Origin of the sequence: Peribacillus sp. NPDC097895 (genome assembly GCF_050277555.1) — a bacterium.
GTDB lineage: Bacteria > Bacillota > Bacilli > Bacillales > DSM-1321 > Peribacillus.
On sequence record NZ_JBNNSH010000001.1, the window covers coordinates 1673291 to 1692506 of the forward strand.

The 19216-nt window shown below is 37.9% G+C and carries 18 protein-coding genes; 12 read left to right on the top strand and 6 right to left on the bottom strand.

The window, feature by feature from the left end:
* Nucleotides 1-702 precede the first annotated feature (702 nt).
* Complete coding sequence (locus ACQKMH_RS08070) at nucleotides 703-2961, top strand: HelD family protein (RefSeq protein ID WP_427586879.1); 2259 nt, start codon at nucleotides 703-705, stop codon at nucleotides 2959-2961.
* Nucleotides 2962-3000: 39 nt separating this feature from the next.
* Here the strand turns inward: ACQKMH_RS08070 and ACQKMH_RS08075 are convergent, their stop codons facing one another.
* Complete coding sequence (locus ACQKMH_RS08075; RefSeq protein WP_427586880.1) at nucleotides 3001-3522, bottom strand: N-acetyltransferase family protein; 522 nt, start codon at nucleotides 3520-3522, stop codon at nucleotides 3001-3003.
* Nucleotides 3523-3662: 140 nt separating this feature from the next.
* On the opposite strand from ACQKMH_RS08075, the gene ACQKMH_RS08080 reads away from it, so the two are divergent.
* Nucleotides 3663-3854 (top strand): hypothetical protein, encoded by a 192-nt coding sequence (locus tag ACQKMH_RS08080; protein ID WP_230155527.1) that lies wholly within the window; start codon nucleotides 3663-3665, stop codon nucleotides 3852-3854.
* An 81-nt stretch (nucleotides 3855-3935) separates the two neighbouring features.
* A complete protein-coding gene (locus tag ACQKMH_RS08085; RefSeq protein ID WP_427586881.1) occupies nucleotides 3936-4349 on the top strand; it encodes a hypothetical protein in 414 nt (137 codons plus the stop codon).
* 100 nt (nucleotides 4350-4449) lie between these two features.
* Here ACQKMH_RS08085 and ACQKMH_RS08090 read toward each other — a convergent pair whose 3' ends face one another.
* Nucleotides 4450-5637, bottom strand: a complete 1188-nt coding sequence (locus ACQKMH_RS08090; protein ID WP_427586882.1) for an alanine--tRNA ligase-related protein — start codon at nucleotides 5635-5637, stop codon at nucleotides 4450-4452.
* A gap of 318 nt (nucleotides 5638-5955) precedes the next feature.
* Between ACQKMH_RS08090 and ACQKMH_RS08095 the strand changes: the two genes are divergently transcribed.
* The 4 genes from ACQKMH_RS08095 to ACQKMH_RS08110 all read left to right on the top strand — a co-directional run bounded on the left by ACQKMH_RS08095 (nucleotide 5956) and on the right by ACQKMH_RS08110 (nucleotide 11922).
* Complete coding sequence (locus ACQKMH_RS08095; protein ID WP_427586883.1) at nucleotides 5956-7578, top strand: GGDEF domain-containing response regulator; 1623 nt, start codon at nucleotides 5956-5958, stop codon at nucleotides 7576-7578.
* Between the two features lie 107 nt (nucleotides 7579-7685).
* Complete coding sequence (locus ACQKMH_RS08100; RefSeq protein WP_427587542.1) at nucleotides 7686-8069, top strand: response regulator; 384 nt, start codon at nucleotides 7686-7688, stop codon at nucleotides 8067-8069.
* A complete protein-coding gene (locus ACQKMH_RS08105; protein ID WP_427586884.1) occupies nucleotides 8044-10929 on the top strand; it encodes an ATP-binding protein in 2886 nt (961 codons plus the stop codon). The genes ACQKMH_RS08100 and ACQKMH_RS08105 overlap by 26 nt, the downstream gene beginning before the upstream one ends.
* Nucleotides 10930-11049: 120 nt before the next feature.
* The gene (locus ACQKMH_RS08110) at nucleotides 11050-11922 is read left to right on the top strand and encodes a CvfB family protein (RefSeq protein WP_427586885.1); all 873 of its coding nucleotides are present in this window, start codon (nucleotides 11050-11052) and stop codon (nucleotides 11920-11922) included.
* A 53-nt stretch (nucleotides 11923-11975) separates the two neighbouring features.
* On the opposite strand, the gene cotJC is transcribed toward ACQKMH_RS08110, so the two are convergent.
* The 3 genes from cotJC to ACQKMH_RS08125 are packed head-to-tail and all read right to left on the bottom strand — an operon-like array spanning nucleotide 11976 to nucleotide 13058.
* On the bottom strand, nucleotides 11976-12545 hold the full coding sequence (cotJC, locus tag ACQKMH_RS08115; RefSeq protein ID WP_427586886.1) for a spore coat protein CotJC: 570 nt from the start codon (nucleotides 12543-12545) through the stop codon (nucleotides 11976-11978).
* A 12-nt stretch (nucleotides 12546-12557) separates the two neighbouring features.
* Nucleotides 12558-12824: a spore coat protein CotJB gene (locus tag ACQKMH_RS08120; protein WP_214786996.1), complete on the bottom strand. Its 267-nt coding sequence runs from the start codon at nucleotides 12822-12824 to the stop codon at nucleotides 12558-12560.
* Complete coding sequence (locus ACQKMH_RS08125; protein WP_063234475.1) at nucleotides 12825-13058, bottom strand: spore coat associated protein CotJA; 234 nt, start codon at nucleotides 13056-13058, stop codon at nucleotides 12825-12827.
* A 256-nt stretch (nucleotides 13059-13314) separates the two neighbouring features.
* Here ACQKMH_RS08125 and ACQKMH_RS08130 point away from each other — a divergent pair, with 256 nt between their 5' ends.
* The 5 genes from ACQKMH_RS08130 to ACQKMH_RS08150 all read left to right on the top strand — a co-directional run bounded on the left by ACQKMH_RS08130 (nucleotide 13315) and on the right by ACQKMH_RS08150 (nucleotide 18038).
* Complete coding sequence (locus ACQKMH_RS08130) at nucleotides 13315-14148, top strand: LysM peptidoglycan-binding domain-containing protein (RefSeq protein ID WP_427586887.1); 834 nt, start codon at nucleotides 13315-13317, stop codon at nucleotides 14146-14148.
* 103 nt (nucleotides 14149-14251) lie between these two features.
* Nucleotides 14252-14377 (top strand): hypothetical protein, encoded by a 126-nt coding sequence (locus ACQKMH_RS08135; protein WP_427586888.1) that lies wholly within the window; start codon nucleotides 14252-14254, stop codon nucleotides 14375-14377.
* A 129-nt stretch (nucleotides 14378-14506) separates the two neighbouring features.
* Nucleotides 14507-16630 carry a DNA helicase RecQ gene (gene recQ, locus ACQKMH_RS08140; protein ID WP_427586889.1) on the top strand — a complete coding sequence of 708 codons (2124 nt, stop codon included), beginning with the start codon at nucleotides 14507-14509 and terminating at the stop codon, nucleotides 16628-16630.
* A gap of 130 nt (nucleotides 16631-16760) precedes the next feature.
* Nucleotides 16761-16967, top strand: coding sequence for a cold-inducible protein YdjO-related protein (locus tag ACQKMH_RS08145; RefSeq protein ID WP_230155547.1), 207 nt, complete (start codon nucleotides 16761-16763; stop codon nucleotides 16965-16967).
* An 876-nt stretch (nucleotides 16968-17843) separates the two neighbouring features.
* Nucleotides 17844-18038: a cold-shock protein gene (locus ACQKMH_RS08150; RefSeq protein ID WP_034307294.1), complete on the top strand. Its 195-nt coding sequence runs from the start codon at nucleotides 17844-17846 to the stop codon at nucleotides 18036-18038.
* 94 nt (nucleotides 18039-18132) lie between these two features.
* Here the strand turns inward: ACQKMH_RS08150 and ACQKMH_RS08155 are convergent, their stop codons facing one another.
* Nucleotides 18133-19005: a YitT family protein gene (locus ACQKMH_RS08155; RefSeq protein WP_427587543.1), complete on the bottom strand. Its 873-nt coding sequence runs from the start codon at nucleotides 19003-19005 to the stop codon at nucleotides 18133-18135.
* Between the last annotated feature and the right edge of the window lie 211 nt (nucleotides 19006-19216).

Consider the following 19216-nt stretch of genomic DNA (forward strand, 5'->3'; position numbering starts at 1 on the left):
TTATATTAAGAATTGATGACAATTGTAGAAGGAAGGTTTAACAAGCACTTTACCGTAATGGGAGAGTGCTTGTTCGTGTTGTCTGATTCTCTTGTTGGGATCTAGATGAATAATCCTGGCTATAGCTGTTTTCCTGCTCTTTCTTAATCCCAGAGAAACGATAAAATAAATCTATAAGCCCGTTTCTCCATGGATATCGTGAAGTTCTGCTTAACCCATTCCATAACCTTTTGTCTGATTCAAATTGCAAAAGCTTGTATTTTTCATTTCGACGAAGCATTGGGCATGATAAGATCCCATTTCCAGGCCTTCCAGTTCGTAAAAGGGGTTTGAAGGGAGGACGGTGAAGGGTCATTTTTTTCCAATCGGGCTTTAAAAAATTTCACTGCATATCATTAAGAATAATGAGGTGAGTAAGATTACCATTTTATAAATTCCTCAGATTGTACGATCTTTTTTCTAAGTAGACATTCATTCTCCTCCTGAAAGCGTTGTGGTTCGCTTTTATCCATCAACATATGGCAATATCCACTCTGGAATATATAGTGTATTCCACTCATTATAAGTAATATTTAAGGGTGAATTTAAAGTATAAAACTCTATGTGTTCAGATTTGTCAACCATTGGGTTTTCTGATAGTATAAATATCCATTTCGTATAAGCATCGGATTTTTTAAATGATTAATTAAAGTGGAAGGGAGAGTGGGTTTATTGGGAAGCCACCCCGATTTTGAACAGGAACGCCAGCGGCTGGATTTTACGAAACGTTATATAGACGTAGTCATTAAAACATCAGAAACCAGCAAAGATCAATTTCAGAGGAATATGCAAGAAGCTTTTGGTGATGCCGATTGGTCCGAGTCCGGCTTATATTCTCAGTTGCTGACGACAGCCAACTTTTTTGAAATGTCAAAAACTGAATTAGAGGGCTTACGCAAAGCACGTAAAAAGCCATATTTTGCAAGAGTGGATTTTGAAAGGAATGATGGTGATAGCGGTGAAGTGCTTTATTTCGGAAAAACCTCCCTTTATCAGAGAGAGAGCCAGGAACAGATTATCGTCGATTGGCGATCCCCGATTGCAAACCTATATTATGAGGGCCGAATTGGTGAAATTGAATATGAAGCAGAAGGGGAAACATTTAACGGGAACATCACTTTAAAGAGACAGCTAATGATAGAAGATGGGGTCCTGGAAGAGGTAAGGGACATAGATTTAACAACTACCGATGAATTGCTTCAGGAATCCCTTTCTAAAAGTTCCAGCAATCGACTGACTGATATCATTACTACGATTCAGGAAGAACAAAATAAGATCATTCGTGCAGATTTGAATAAACCAATCATTGTTCAGGGTGCAGCGGGCAGTGGAAAAACAACAATTGCTTTACATCGGATCTCCTATTTCATTTACCATTATAAAGATTTGTTCGACCCAAGACAATTAATGATTCTTGCTCCGAGCCGGGTGTTCATCGATTACATATCTGAAGCGTTACCTGAATTGGGTGTTGAAAAAGTAAAACAATTCACATTTTCCGAATACGTACAGTTAGCGATAGGAAAGCAAATAAAGCTTGTAGCAGATGATAAATTAACTCGAATGCTGGAAAAGGATGATGAAGAAATCAAGGTCGCTGTCTGGATATCAGGTTTAAAGGGCTCCCCAGGATTTAAATTTATTTTGGACGAATATGTGAAGGATATTTTCAGGGGTTTTCATCCGGATGAGGATTTCTATTGTGATAAATATCGCATCTATTCCGCTAAGAAGTTCATCAGATTATTAGAAGAGGATTATTGGTACTTGCCGTTATACACCAGACTGGATAAACTGAAGGCCGTTTTAAAAAGTGAAGTGAAGTTGAAAAAGAAAATAATGCTTGACCGGGTTATTGATTTTTATGAGGCCAAAATTGAGAAGGCACTCTATAAGAATATCGATCCAGTCATACGCAAGGATTTTGTTACAAAATGCCTCGATAAAAAAGAAGAGCGGATCGAACAGGTTCAAAAGGCGATCCGTACTTCGGTAAAAGGCTATTTTAAACAATTTAAAATTAAGAATCTTCTAACGTACTATCAGGAATTATACGAAGACCCCAAGCGACTGGCCTTCTACAGTAACGGTAAACTTACTTTTGAAGATGCCTGTGCAATATGTGAGTATAACCAAAAATTATTTTCTGATAAAAGTTATGAAATGGAAGACTTGGGTGCATTATTGTATCTACAGGAGCGCCTTTTTGGTGTGGACAAAGAAAACAAAGCAAAGAATGTCGTCATTGATGAGGCACAGGATTATAGTTTCATGCAGTTGCAGGCACTCAAGACGGCAGTGGATACTGATATGTTCACACTTGTAGGCGATCTTGCACAAGGCATCCATTCATACCGGGGATTGCAAACATGGGAAGAGGTTCACCGTCGTATTTTCCCACGGGCGACGTATACTGAATTACAAAAAAGCTACAGAACGACTGTAGAAATCATGAAACAAGCTAACCGAATTCTTCAGTTATTAACATATGATTTCCCTGAAGTGGAACCTGTTGTCCGTCATGGCAGGGAACCGGAATTCATTTCCATTGAAAAGGATGGTTGGGAAGAAGAGTTGATCGAACTTATTGATAAGCTAAAAGGGGAAGGATTTAAAACGTTTGCCGTGATTGCCAAAACGATGAAAGATTGTAAACTGGCAAACGAGAAACTAACTGGAGTACATCAAGGCTTTCATTTAATTGATGAAGGGGGAAACATTCCGAAAGACAAAACGTTAATTGTCCCCTCCTATCTAGCCAAGGGTTTGGAATTCGATGTTGTATTTGCAATTTCCCTGGAAGAAGTGTATTGCCGTGAAAATGAACTTGATATCAAATTGCTTTACGTCACGATGACAAGGCCACTGCACCGGCTTTATTTTTTAGGCAATGATAATAAGGCTTTTCTTATAGAGAAATGAGAAGAGGAGGCTGATAGGTAAACGGCCTCCGCGTTACGCTTACAAATGCAACAGGATATCTTGAATGTCTTCCCACCCATAACCGACTTCGATGAGCTTGATGCCAGCCATTTTAACCGTTTTTTCAGCAATGACTCGACCACCGAGGGCCTTGTAAAAACCGCAAGAAGGATTATCCTTTAATGCCCAAATGATTAAATTCTTATGTTCCATTTTCATTAGCTCATGTATGACCGCTTTTATCATCTTTCGGCCGAGTCCTTGTCTTTGATATTCTTTTAAGATATAAATCGCATAAACTTCACCTTGAATTAGGGGTTCATGCGTTTGTTCAGGTCCGCCCGCAGCGAAACCGATGATTTCGCCTTTGGCATTTTCCGCTACAAAGGTGGCGCTATGCAGCATTTTTAAATTCCTTTTCCAATTTTTCTTTCTTGCTTCAATGTTCAAAGAAGACAAATATTGATTCGGCAATATTCCTGTATAAGTCGTTTGCCAACTGTTTATATGTACATGAGCTATTCCATTTACATCGTTTTCAGTGGCTTTCCTTATATTCATAAAAACACCTTCTGATTTTAGTATTTTTCTTAGAATATCATGGAAAAAGTGAATAAGCATTTAATTTATGTTTATAACTACACTAGAAAGGATAAGAAATAAAAGAGCGAGTCAACCAGATGAAGGGAAGGATGAGAAAGATGAAATTGAAAGTTGGTTTTTATTTTCCGGGTGGTAAAGAAATAGAGCATGAGGTAGAAGGCGATGACTCTACTCAAATGATTTCAAATATTCAAAAGCACCGCTATTATAATTTAGTTAAAGGCGATTCCCATTATGTAGTCGATACGGAAAAAGCAGCTTATTTTTCTGTAACGGAAATATCGGATTGAGAATAAACCGCATTGGACATTTACTCCAGTGCGGTTTATTCTTTTTGGTATGGGAATACCTGAAAAGGAGAAAAAGAACACATGAAAATTAATTTTACTAAGAAACAATATGAAACATTATTCAAAATGGTTCAGTACGGATATTGGGTTGCTTCCGATACTGAAAATAATAAAGAATTCAGTGAGTTGGAACAGTATCTCAATTCCTACGCCAAAGATTTCGGTATGGATGGAGTTCATTTTGTGAAGGAATATGAAATTTATGATTTAAGCAGGGAACTGGAGGATCAACTTCATCAAGTCATAAATGAATATGAAGAAGGGGTGTTCAGGGATAAACTAGCTTATCACATGGCGAGAAAAGAGTTTGCAGAGGAAGCGGACAACCATGAATATAGTCAAGAAGAAGCGTTTAAACGGATCATGGAGCTCGAAGAAAAATATCATGTTCATATTGAAGAACAAGGGTTACAGAAATTGAAACTAGAAGAATAAGGTAGAAGGATTAGGAGGGAGGACAGAAATAGTCCTCCCTCCTTTATTAAAAAGATTACACGTTCATACTATAATGGGAACCGCCTGTTTCGAGATGGTTTTATTCACCAGAATGTTGGCGGAATTTTTCAATTGTGAATTGGTAAAATGCGATTAAGTCATTTTGTGTTGCAAAACCTGCCTGTGCGACCTGTTCACTTCCTCCGCCTCTCCCATTAAACGGACCTAACTCAGCTTTAAAATATTGTCCGCAATGAACGGGGAAGGATCCGCTGTGCGAAAGCGTTACCTTTTGTTCCTTCCGTGATGCAAGTAATACGAGCACCTTTTCCTTTTTAACGATCGTAGCTGAAAGGTATTGCAGTTCTTTCAGTGTGCTATCTTCGAAAATATGAGAGATGAATCCTTCTTTATTTGCTGCAAGAATGGATTCAGCGAGAAAGTTTGCATTTTCAAGCTTTAGTTTTTCGTTTGCTGATAGCAGCTGAGTGTAGTCATTTTCCAGCTTCTCCACCCTATTGATGATCTCTTTCCGTCCGGTATTGAATTTATTCGATAAGGCTGAAAGAATATCAAGACTTTCGGAAAAATCGTTCAATGCCCTGAAGCCGCACTTAAAATAGAGGCGGGTAAGTTCTTTTTGCTTTTCTGTTTTGAGAATTTTAATTAAGCCAATCTCCCCGGTTCGCTCTACATGGGTTCCCCCGCAAGGGTTATACTCAATCCCTTCTATTTCAACAATACGGATGTTTTCAGTCACTTTTGGCATTTTGACGACAGGTAGCGTTTGTAACTGCTCTTTTGTCACATAATATGTGAGTAATTCGTGATTCTCAATGATATATTGATTAACCTGCTTTTCAGCAGCAATCGTATGTACGTCGGTCCATCTGGATTCAGTTATATCGATCGTTAAATATTCCTTACCAAGATGAAAGCTGACCGTTTCCGCATCAAATAATTCCCGGCAGACTGCCGAGAGTAAATGCTGGCCGCTATGCTGCTGCATATGATCGAAACGGCGAGACCAATCAAGTTCACAGTGAACCAACTTGGAAACTGGCCTACTCTCAACCTTGTGAAGGATATTTCCATCTTCGGTTTTTATAACGTCAAGAACAGTGATTCCTTCTATTTGGCCAGTATCTGAAGGCTGACCGCCCCCTTCTGGATAGAAAGCCGTTTCATCAAGAGTGATGTAATAAAATCCATTTTCTTCAACGCACTCCAGGATTTTTGCATCCCATTGGGAAGTCTTGGAGGACGTGTAATACAATTTTTTTGTCATAATGATACCCTATTCCTTTCAGTTAGTCATTAAATTATAACATCGTAATACCAATACATAAAAAGAAGGATTAGAAGGTCAGTCGGGTAAATAAGTAATCTACATGACATATTAAAAATTAATTGTGTTAGATGGCAAAATTTATATTTATAGACAAACCCTAATGATGTAAAATATTCCTGAAAGGGTATACTTTAGACCTAATTATCGTTAATGTAAAGTGATTTAATAGTTAAAAGGTCCTCTGATTTAAGTGATGCTATTAAGGTGACCTTAAAATTCACATTGGTAAATTAAGAAAGGGTCAAGTGATTAGAAGTGAATCTTGCAAATATGGAAAAATACAAAAATAGCTTATTTGAAAATATAAAAAACAAGCTTTCTGATTGGCTAGAGCTGGACGAGGCGGAGACGATTCCGAATCAAGAAATATTCCGTTTTCTGCATTCAATCAAAGGGACGGCAGGTACGCTGCAATTATGTGGACTTATGGCAATCATCGAAAAGCTATTGGAAGGGATTGATGAAGAAAGTGCAAGGGTCTGGAGTCGATCTGACCTTAGGAATTTTCTTTTTGATCTCATTGAACATTCATTTGAATATGAGCATTTTGATGAAGTTGAAATAAAAGAAAAGCCGGTCCGCGATTCTCAAGCCCCGCTCATTCAAATCATTGATGATGACATCTCCATGTTAATTTTATTGAAAGATCTTTTGGAGGAAAAGGGATGGATGGTTATCACGAATGCCGACCCTGTAAAAGCGACAAAGCAATACTTTGAAATGCAGCCGGATTGCCTGATTCTTGATATACAGTTACCTGCAAAGGATGGGTTTCAGATACTTCAGGATATTCACCTACATAATGAGAAATATTTCATTCCGAAAATCATGATCAGCATACAGAATGATAAACATTCCCGTATAAAAGCATTTAAGATGGGCGCGGATGATTTTATTGGAAAGCCGATTGATTTCGAAGAGTTTATTGTCAAGATGGAAAGGCATATCCAGCGAAAGAAGATTTTTGATCAATCGGTCCTAATCGATGAGTTGACACAGGTATATAACCGACGATTCCTGGAAGATACCCTTCCGCGTTATTTTAATGACTATAAACGATCAGGACAGCCATTTTCGATAAGCATGATTGATATAGATCACTTTAAAAGAGTGAATGATCTATACGGACATTCGGTAGGTGACCATATACTGGTTGAGTTTGCCCAATTCATTAAATGCAATATCAGGAGTTCAGATTTACTCTGCCGGTATGGAGGGGAAGAATTCGTCGTTATTTTCCCTGATACTTCGAATGAAGAAGCTAAAAACAAGTTAACAGGCTTAATCAAGGCCTTTTCCGCAAAGCAATTTATCCAGAATGACCAAACATTTTCGATTACATTTTCTGCTGGTGTATTTACGGTTGAAAATGAAAGTGTTACGCCGAGGGAGGCTTTTGAGGAAGCCGACAATTCTTTATATGAAGCGAAACGCTCAGGACGTGCGAAAGTGGAGAGTATTCAAAAAAACCGATTCAACAAGAAATCTCTCAATGTGTCAGTTATTGATGATGATATCATTATCCGGACGATCTTAACTAAAGCTTTGCATTCGCTTCAAATTCCCCACTTTGACTTGAATATTGCCGTGTATGAAGACGGTCATTCTTTTTTGAAATCCGATCGAGCAAAAGAAGATATAGGACATTTCCTAATCCTTGATGGAGTGATGCCCATCATGGATGGAATTGAAGTGCTGCAGAAAGTGAAACAAAGCAGAAATGCTGATTTATTTACCGTTTTAATGCTAACTGGTAGGAAAAGTACGGACGATATCGCAAATGCATTGAAACTTGGGGCGGATGATTATGTAACAAAGCCATTTAGCATTAAGGAACTGCAGGCAAGGATAGAGCGTCTGATGAAAAAGTTAATTTAAACCGTGCCATTATACGGATATATGGGGGGATTACGATTGAGTCTGATTGCTTTGAAGTAAAGAACCCCTTGTGCGAGAAATTGAAATTACCTCTAGGAGGGTGAATGATGAAACGGATTTTATTAGCGGAAGATGAGGATGTGTTGCGAATGCTCGTTGTGGACACTTTAGAAGATGAAGATTATGAGGTTGACGAAGCAGCCGATGGAATGGAGGCCGTACAGTTTCTCAGAAGCAAAACTTATGATCTTATAATTCTTGATTATATGATGCCTGGATATAGTGGATTGGAAATCATTGAAAAAATCAAGTCGTCCGAAATTAATAACCAAGGAAAAATCCTCGTGTTATCGGCCAAAAGCCAACAATTTGAACAAGAAAGAATATTGGAAGCGGGGGCAGATTATTTTATGGCCAAACCATTTAGTCCGTTAAAGCTAATAGAAAAAATAGAGGATATTTTGCATGAAGCTGAATCCTTATTTTACTAAGAGCCTATCCAGGCAAGTAGTGTCTTTAATGACGGGCTGCATCATATTATTTATAGTGGGAACTGGAATTTTATTTTACATATTGCAGTCATTAAATGCTGAATATATCCATCAGAGGCAAAGCATTGTAGAAAAACAATTATTGATGGATGAAATATTCGACCAATATAATACGGTATTTTTAGATATTAGGGGATATATTGCATTTAATAATGATGCATTAAAGGATAAAGCATTACATCAGGAAACCTCAATAAGGAAAAATATTGAACGGTTTAAGGGCATTACCGATTCCACGGCTGATATGAATATCTCCAACAAGCTTGAAACTTTTACTGATTACTACTTTAGTGGGGTTCTTCCATCCTTTTTGGCATCCCCAAAAAAAGGGGAGAAGATGGAAGTTGAAAAAATAAATAACTCAAAAATCACGGCACAAATTGCGGATTTTCGCAGTACTATTAATTCGTACTCCGGCACTTTAACGAAAAGGCTCGATAAAAATGTGAAGGACCTCACAAAAAATCAATCCATTATACAAGGAGCTTTTGTCGGATTCGTTCTTATCTTTTTATTCATCTTCCTATTCATCATAAGATCATTAATCAGGAACATCGGAAAGCCACTTGCGGATTTTTCAATAGCGGCGAATGAAATTGCTGCCGGAAGGGAAGCTGTTATTTCCGTCAATGAGAATCGTAAAGATGAGCTTGGGGTTTTGTCGATAGCTTTTAAAAAAATGTTTACAAGCGTTCAGGAAAAAGAGCAGGAATTGATGGCGCATAATGAAGAACTGCTGGCGCAGCAGGAAGAACTGCAAGCCCAGCAAAATGAACTTCAAGTCACCCTTGGAATCATCACGGATAATGAAAAAAAGCTAACCAGGAGAAATGAATTGATCAATGGGATATCCTCCACTTTAGATAAAAAGGAAGTATTAAAAAGTATTGTCTTTAATATGAGCAAATTAATTTCTGCTGATCGTGGAATGATCGCTTTAGTTCATGAAGACGCCTCTTCATCATTCGGAATTTCGGAATCTGGAGTAAAACAATTCCGTAATAATATCTCCAGCGGTTTGAATCATCGCCTTCTTGAAGAGAAGGAGCCATTCACGATAAAGAGAGAACAAGATATGGGCGAGAAAGGGTATCACGAAAATACGAATTACAGTTATGATTTATACCTTCCCGTTCTATCCACATATAAAGAAGTGGATGCCATAATGGTTTTCAGCAGGTATGGGAGTCCATTTAGTGATCAGGAAGTGAAAGAATGTGAAACGTTGGCTAAGCAAATCTCAACATCGCTTGACAAGATCAAGCTTTACGAGGAAACGGAAGATAATAGGAGGTTAAATCAAGATATCCTCAACACGATCCAGGAGGGCATCCAATTGATTGATCAGGAAAGAAAGGTTGTTCAAGTCAATCAGCCATTTTGCGATATTTTTAATTCAGGTTCATGTCCAGAACAAATAATAGATTTGCCGTGGGAAAAGTGGAGTGTTTCGTTGGCTGATCAAATGGAGGGAGAAAGGTTTTTATTTGAAATGGATGAGGCGATTAATAATATAGAAGAGGCAAACTACGAAGAACGAAGCTTTACTTTTAAAAAGAAAAAGACAAATCAGGTCATAAAGGTATATTTTGAGACTTTATATTATCGCGAAGTAGTCTTTGGTACAATTTTGGTTTATCGCGATATTACAAAAGAATATGAAGTGGATCAAATGAAGTCAGAATTTGTCAGTACAGTTAGTCATGAATTAAGGACACCGCTAGCAAGCGTTCTTGGTTTTACAGAATTGATGCTGAACAAAGCATTGAAACCCGAGAGGCAGGCCAAATATTTACAGACAATCTACAATGAAGCGAAACGACTTACTGCACTTATCAATGATTTCTTGGATGTTCAAAGAATGGAGTCTGGTAAACAGATATATGAAAAAAAATATGTAGAAATCATACCATTAATTCAAAAGGTAATTGAACATTTGGAAATAAATACAGCACAACATGATATTCAAGTCCAGACTGAAACCAAGGATTTGATGATTTTAGGAGATCGGTTAAAGATCGAACAAGCGTTTACCAACCTTTTAAGCAATTCAATCAAATATTCCCCCGATGGCGGCAGAATATTTGTCCGAGTATATAGCAAGAACGATATGCTTTCCATAGATATCAAGGATGAAGGGCTTGGCATACCCAGAGAATCACTGCCGCATTTATTCCAGAAATTTTATAGGGTCGATAATTCAGATCGCAGGAGGATTGGGGGAACAGGCCTAGGGCTAGCCATCGTTGATGAAATCATTAAATCGCATGGGGGCCATGTTACAGCGGTTTCAGATTACGGACAAGGAAGTACATTCACCATGTCTTTACCTAGAGTAAAAGAAGCAGGTTTTAACAATGATGGACAGGCAATGAAACAAAGCTATGATATTATGGTCATTGAAGACGATATAAATTTAGCAAAACTCTTAAAATATGAATTAATGGATAGCGGCTTCCACGTCAGCTATTTCAAATGTGGAAGACAGGCTCTCCAAAAGCTAAAAACCTCACCTCCGGACGCCATTGTATTAGATATCCTTCTTGAAGAGGAAGATTTGGATGGGTGGGAAATCCTGAGGGATTTAAAAGAATCCGCTGACTTGAAGGAAATACCTGTTTTTGTATCTACCGCACTTGATGAAAGGGAAAAAGGAATTTCATTGGGAGCTAGGGATTATTTAGTTAAACCATATAAACCGAGCCAATTATCTAAAGTGATCAAGCATTCCTTATTAGGCAATGGTAAACATGGACAGAATTTGATTCCTCAAACATTCAATGTAGATGATCAGGTGTGAAAAATAAAAAAACGTAATAGGTATACAGAACAACAAAAAAATGATAAATTCAATGATGTTGGAAAAAAAATAATTGGGTACAATTGTAGGTAAAGGTAAGTAACAGGAGGATTTATATACATGCAAAAAATTCAGGCCGGTATGGCTGTAGAGTTAGAAGTAGAGCGTAAGGCGGATTTCGGTTGGTTTTTAACTGATGGTTCAGAAGATGTCTTACTTCATCATAATGAAATGAATGAAGGAACCGAGATTGAGATTGGTGATGAAGTGACGGTATTCATCTACCATGATAAACAAGCCAGGCTAACAGCTACAATGAAAATTCCAGAAATTCAAATTGGTCAATATGGCTGGGCAGAAGTTGTCAATGTGAAAAAGAAACTTGGGGTTTTTGTGAACATTGGACTTTCCAAAGATATCCTTGTATCGTTGGATGACCTTCCGAATATTGATCGTTTATGGCCTGAGGTTGGCGATCGTCTATATGTATCTCTGAAGACAGATCGTAATGACCGCTTGTTTGGTAAACTTGCAACGGAAGATGTAATCCAGGAGATGGCTGTACAAGCTCCATTAAAGGGTATTCGTAACACAACGGTGAAAGGCAATGTCTATCGTTTGCTTATGGTTGGATCTTTCTTTGTTTCGCAAGAAGGGTATCGCTGCTTCATTCACGAAAGTGAGCGCAAGGAGGAGCCGCGTCTTGGTGAATTAGTTGAAGGACGCGTCATTGATAGTAAAGAAGATGGAACACTTAATGTTTCTTTATTTCCCTTTAAGCAAGATTTAATGGGCGAAGATGCCGAGGTAATTTTTACTTATTTAATGAATCGCGGCGGTGCGATGCCTTATGGCGATAAAACGCCACCTGATGATATCCAGTTTCACTTCGGTTTAAGCAAGGGAGCTTTCAAACGTGCTCTTGGTAAACTGATGAAGGAAGACAAAATTTATCAGGAAGATGGATGGACCTATTCTTCAGATCGTAAATAAATAAAAAAAGCAGCGGGAATTCCTCCGCTGCTTTTTTTATGTGAATCTCATTATTAAAAAAACTTCTTTTTACCTTTTTCTTCTTTTAATATTTCCACAGCTTCTCTGAACCTCATGGAATGGACAATCTCCCTCTCACGCAAAAATCTGAGTGAATCATTGATATCCGGATCATCCGAGATGTCAATCAGCCACTGATAGGTTGCTCTTGCCTTCTCTTCAGCGGCAATATCTTCATATAAATCAGCAATCGGGTCGCCTTTAGCTTGAATGTATGTGGCAGTCCACGGACTTCCTGCCGCGTTCTGATAAAAAAGAGCACTATCATGATTGACATAATGTTCACCTAGGCCAGCTGCTGCCATCTGCTGGGGGGTAGCGTCCTTTGTAAGTTTATAAATCATCGTGGCGATCATTTCTAGATGGGCGAATTCTTCCGTTCCGATATCCGTTAGCAGGCCAATTACTTTATCGGGAATTGTATAACGTTGATTTAAGTAACGGAGTGCTGCAGCCAACTCACCATCAGCACCTCCATATTGCTCTATCAAATATTTAGCCAATCTAGGGTTACAGTCCCTGACTTTAACCGGATATTGCAGCTTCTTTTCATAAACCCACATTGATATCTCTCCTTATACCTGCCATGGCCATGGGCCTTGGCCCCATTCCCATTTATTTTCACCGCCTGAACTGTTTCCAAATCCCAATAATGGACCATATTTAGGCTCAAAAACCGATTTCAATTGTTTGGAGTATTCATGAAATTGGTTGAATTGCTGCAATGCCTGCTGGTCGTTAGGATGTGTATCCAGATAATGAGTCAACTCGACCAGTACAAAATCCGCAGCCTGAATTTGCTCAAGCAACTGATAATATTCATCATCCAGTTTATTTTTCATTTATGTCTCCCTTTCCCGATACGGATTATCATAAAAATCGTAAAAGAATTTCCAAAGTGTTCCATACTTCAGAGCTTCTTCTGGTGTGAATTGTTCCAGATTAGGCGGTTGAAAATTAATATACAAATTGGGAGGTGTTCTATAGTATTTTCTCCCAATTGGAGGGCAAGGATCAAATTTGCTATGGAAAGGTTTATATGACTTGACTAAAGTAAACGTCTTTTCGCGTGTCAAAAAATATACCTCCTTTATAAAGATATAGCCTTTAATAATTATGCAAGAGTAACACTTTATATGACTCCAAGTGATTGAAAAGGAAGGGTCTGGTAGATGGTTAATTATCTGAATATTTAGACTAATCGTTATAGTCCCGTTATCTTACTGAGATGTTTGTCATCTATTCTTTATCTGTTTGTTCTTTGTATAGAAAAAAACTATGGTAAGATTGTTCTCGTAGCTTATAAAGCAGCTCACAAGGAGGTAACAACATATGAAAAAATCAATCTTATCGTTAGCGGCAGCGGCTGCTATATCCGGTGCATTCACAATTCCGGTACAAGCAGAAGATGTCAAAGTGAAAGATGGAGACACATTATGGGGGATATCTCAAACGTATAAAGTATCAATAGAAGATATTAAGTCTTGGAACGATTTGTCTTCAGACACGATTTATGCAGGGGAAAACATACATATTTCTCAAGAAGAGCACCATAAAGTCAAGTCTGGGGATACCTTATCGGAAATTGCAGACAAATATGATGTAGCGGTAAAGGATATTAAATCTTGGAACGGTTTAAGTTCAGATACAATCCATCCAAAACAGGAACTTGTCATTAAACCGGCAGCTAACAAAGTCGAAGCAGCGAGTGTAGGGCCTGAGCAGAAATCAGAGCAAGCTGCACCAGCTGAAAAAGAAGAACCAGTTGAACAAGCAAAACCGGTTGAACAAGCAAAACCAGTTGAACAAGCCAAACCAGTTGAACAAACAGAAAAAACAGACACAAATAATGAATCCAAGGATCAAGCAGGTGTAGAAAAAGAGCTAACGGTTAGAGCAACTGCTTATACGGCTAGCTGTCAAGGATGTAGCGGCACAACAGCTACAGGAGTTGACTTGAAAGCTAACCCGAATGCAAAAGTGATTTCCGTAGACCCATCAGTCATTCCACTTGGATCAAAAGTCTATGTCGAAGGTTACGGTTACGCGACGGCTGCTGATACAGGCAGTGCCATCAAAGGAAATAGAGTGGACATCTTTATTCCTAATGAACAAGATGCTAATAATTGGGGCGTTAAAAACGTTAAAGTGCAAATCCTGAATTAAATTAACCATGCCATACATGTTTATATATTGAAAAGAGTAGACAAAAAGGTTTCGGAATGGTCTCATTCCGAAACCTTTTTGATTTTTTATTGGATGTGGAGCAGTGATAGAGAATAGTGAATGGATGCGTAAAACAAAGTTGATTGAAACAGGTGTACGAGACTCTCGGACCGCACGCGGAAAGCGAGCGCCTGAAGCGGAAATCAACGGTCATATTTTTAAAACTTAAAAAAACTGTAGACACAGAGAATGTGTCTACTCTTTTTGTGCTTTTGGTTCATTGAAAAAGCAGGTACAATGAAAGTAATAAATCTTTATCTTTATATGTCCTTGCAAGGTAAATAGGAGGAGTAGTAAATTGATGGAAAAAGCACGTGAATATTTACAAAAATATTTTGGTTATGAATCATTTCGAAAAGGTCAGGAACAAATTATCCAACAGGTGTTAGGAGGAATAAATACAGCAGGAATCATGCCTACTGGCGGAGGTAAATCAATTTGTTATCAGATTCCAGCGCTTCTATTACCTGGCGTAACACTCGTGATATCCCCACTTATATCCTTGATGAAGGACCAAGTTGATGCCCTCGAACAAAACGGGATTGATGCCACATTTCTTAATAGCTCCATTTCAGGGTTAGAATCTTCCAATAGAATGAACGATATTAAACAAGGGAGGTATAAGTTGGTTTATGTGGCACCGGAACGGTTGGAAAATCCTTCATTTCAACAAGATTTAAATAACGTGGAAATTTCATTGGTGGCCATTGATGAAGCGCACTGTATCTCTCAATGGGGTCATGATTTTAGACCAAGCTATTTAAAAATCAAAACTTTGTTGAAAAATATGCCATCTGCTCCGACTGTTCTCGCATTAACGGCAACAGCCACTCCAAATGTGACAGATGATATATGTCAGTCGCTTGGGATATCAAGACAACATACCATTTCAACAGGGTTTTCCAGAGATAATTTGTTTTTTTCAGTCGTTAAGGAAGAAAATCGCGGACGGTTTTTAATGCGCTATATAGAGAAAAACAAAAATGAGTCGGGTATCATATATGCAGCCACGAGGAAAGAAGTCGATTCATTGTATGACAAACTTAATAAAGCTGGTTTTCTGGCAGGTCGATACCATGCAGGGATGAATGAACAAGACCGTTCGGAACAGCAAGACCATTTCATTCGTGATGACGTCCCCTTGATTGTTGCGACATCAGCCTTTGGGATGGGAATCGATAAGTCGAATGTTAGATTCGTGATCCATTACCAAACTCCAAAGAATATGGAGAGTTACTATCAGGAAGCGGGACGTGCTGGGCGGGATGGTTTGGATAGTGAATGTATTTTATTGTATTCCCCCCAGGATATACAGATCCAGCGTTTTTTGATTGATCAATCAAATCCGTCTCAGGAGAGGCAATCCCAGGAATTGATGAAGTTAAATAGAATGAAAGATTATTGTTTTACTGAAGGGTGTTTGCAAGCTTTCATTCTGCAATACTTTGGTGAAGAAAACCCTGAAGATTGCGGTCATTGTGAAAATTGTACAGATAAACGTGACTCTGTTGAAGTAACGACACAGGCACAGATGGTCCTTTCATGCATGTTTCGAATGGGCGAGCGATTCGGAAAAACGATGATCTCTCAAGTGCTTACGGGTTCACGCAATAAGAAAATAGAAGAGTTCGGTTTTCAAAAGCTTTCGACCTATGGAATCATCAAAAATCAATCGGCTAAGGATGTAGCTGATTTCATTGATTTCCTGACAGCTAAACAATATATCGAAATGACAGGCGGGCAATTTCCAGTCCTTAAAGTAACCAATGCTGGCAGGGAAGTGCTTTTAGGACAAAAGAAAGTCCTCCGTAAAGAAATAAAACAAGTAATCAGCATCAGTATTGATCATGGATTGTTCGAAGAATTGAGGCAGTTAAGAAAAGAAATGGCTGCTAAGGAAAATGTACCGCCATTCATTATTTTTTCCGATGCATCTTTGAAAGACATGGCCGCCAAATTGCCGAGGACGGAACAGGAATTCCTTGACGTCAAAGGGGTTGGTACCCAGAAATTCGAACGCTTCGGTGCCGTGTTCATAGAAGCGATTTCAAAATATGTACAGGCACATCCTGAATTAGAAATGAATACAATGGTTACAAAGGAAACGCTAAAACGAAGTACTGAACCATCTCATTTAGAAAGCTACCGCTTATATCAGGAAGGTAAATCGATCAAAGAAATCGGGATATTAAGAGGACTGTCTTCCATCTCGATTGAAAATCATTTATTGAAGTGTGCAGAAGAACACTTAGAGATCAAATGGGAAGAGATTTACTCGGAAGAAGAGTATCAGCTTGTATTGGAAACTGCCAAACAAATGGATTCTGAAAAACTGAAACCTCTAAAAGAAGCTTTACCTGAGCATTTCTCATACTTTATGATTAAAGCGATCATGATGAAAGCAGGATTAGAACAGGGATAGGTTATATAGTAATGTAATTTTTTTCATGGAATAAATAAGAATTTGATTTAATGCGTATACTAGGAATGATCAAAGGGTGAAATAACGTGCCTTTAATCAGAGTATTTATATAAAAAAGAGGAGGTTGCTCATGTATTTTGGAAAAAAGAATTCAGAGGAACCAGAAATCATTATGGAAGATACGATTGTATATGCGTGCGGATCGGATGATTGTAATGGATGGATGAGAAAAGATTTTGCTTCGGAAAACTATGATTGCCCAATGTGTGGAAGCCAATTAGTCGAAGAAGTCAGGGAACTTCCAAAAATTGAAAATGAATATAATGCGTTTAAATAAAAGAGGTGAATATTGCCTCTTTATTTTTTATTTTCATGACAAAAAAGAATGACGGTGTGTTACCTTTTCGTTATAGACTTTACATATAAATATAAATATGCTATTATAAAATTTCAGTGTTATTAAAAGAAAACACTAGAGGGTAATTGAAAGTAACATTTTTATTAATAAAATAATTTTCCATCATCATTTTGATGGAGTAGAATCAAGTTAAACACATCTAGAAAAAAGAAATACATGTAATCACCAAGTATTTTCCTCGATCCATTTTTGTTCTTCATTAACTTACTTCTATGTACCATTTATCTTTTGGAATTTAATTTACCCAATTGGAATTACGGACGGTTTAATTAATAAACATGTACTTATAAGCTTTTATCTGATTCTCGCAGGCACGGTCTAGGAACCGTATGGATGGGAGAGAGGCAGGGCTTTCATTGTTTTAGGTTTTGGCATTAAAATTACTCTCATGCTTGATTCGCTTTGAAAAATCATCCGAACGAGCAGGAAGAACCATATGAAATGGATTCTAAAATGGCGCAGTCTCGATTACCTATTTCGTAAGTCAGAGACTGTGTTTCATGATTTAAAAGGATTAAGAAAGCATGGATTTATGGAATCTTTTCTTCTTTGAAGCATTTACTCAAATAAAAAAAACATATATATGATATAATGGTATTTGGATATTAAAAATCCATGGTTTTAATTTCTAGTTCTTGGCACTTGGGAATTTGAGTGTGGGGAATATAAACAAATCTTAGATAAGCCAATGGATGCAATTTTTTTAGATTAATCGCCATCTATTCTTCTTTTATTTTTATGGCTTGGGATCTGTTATGCAGGACGGAGTTAATTCAATTCTAAGGAGTGAGATACATGTATAGAAGAAATAATACGGAAGAAATCATTCCTGAAGAAACTAAGGTGTGGGAATGTACATCAGAAGATTGCAAAGGTTGGATTCGCGATAACTTTACAAGTAATGATGAACACGTTTGTCCACTATGTAGCAGTGAGATGAAACCCGGCACTAGAATGCTTCAAGCCATCAACAATCCGAGAAATTATTAAGTCTTTATAAAAAAAGCTGAAGGGATTTCCCTTCAGCTTTTTTTATCTTTTTGTCAATTGTATGAAACAAAAAGCAGGAAAACCAGTTACAAGATCAGTGAATATCTTTTTTCTTGAACCTGCCCCCTCGCACTTCGGCGATATCCCCTACGGCAAGAAAAGCAGAAGGGTCGAAGCTTTTAACTATATCTTTAAGTTTGGCTTCCTCGAGCCTGTTAATTACACAGAAGATGACTTTTTTGTCATCACCAGAATAAGCTCCTTCGCCAGCTAAAAAGGTAACGCCCCGCCCCAGGCGATTCATTATAGCGTCGCCAATATCATCGAATTCATCACTGATAATCCACACAAATTTTGATTCATCCAACCCGGCAATGACGATATCCATCGTTTTATAAGCCACGAAATAAGCTATAATCGAATACATGGCACGATCCCAAGAGAAAACGAAACCAGCACTGCCAAGGATGAATAAATTAAAGAACATAACAATCTCTCCAACTGAAAAAGGAATCTTCTTGCTGGCAAGAATAGCTAGTATTTCTGTACCATCCAATGATCCGCCATATCGAATGACCATTCCGACACCAATGCCAAGAATCATTCCGCCAAATGCGGACGCCAGGAGGATATCTTGAGTGAAAGCTGGAACGTGATGAAGCAATGTAGTTGTAATGGAAAGGACCAAGATTCCATACAGAGTAGATAATGCGAAGGTTTTTCCAATTTGTTTATAACCAACAAAAAAGAAAGGAAGATTCAAAATGAAAAGGAAGATACCGAGTTTCCAACCAGTAATGTAAGATAACATTATCGATATACCTGTTATGCCTCCGTCGATAACGTTATTCGGCACTAAAAAAATCTCGAGGCCGACAGCCATCAAAACCGCACCAATTGTAATTAATAGACCTCTCTGTAAAATTTGCCTTAGCGTTAATTTTTTATGCTGGGTCTTTTTGTGCATAATTTCAGCTGTACTTGCACCTGCCAGGTCTGACATTATCATGCCCCCACTCCTTCTCTCTATATATGTACTATTTAATTATAAACCTATAGGTATAATTAAATAAAGGAATTAACATTCTTAATTAATATATTTCTGAATAATTATTTTAAATTTCATGTCAATGAAGGCTTGTAACTGCCATGCTCTTTTTATTTTACTCTATACAAAA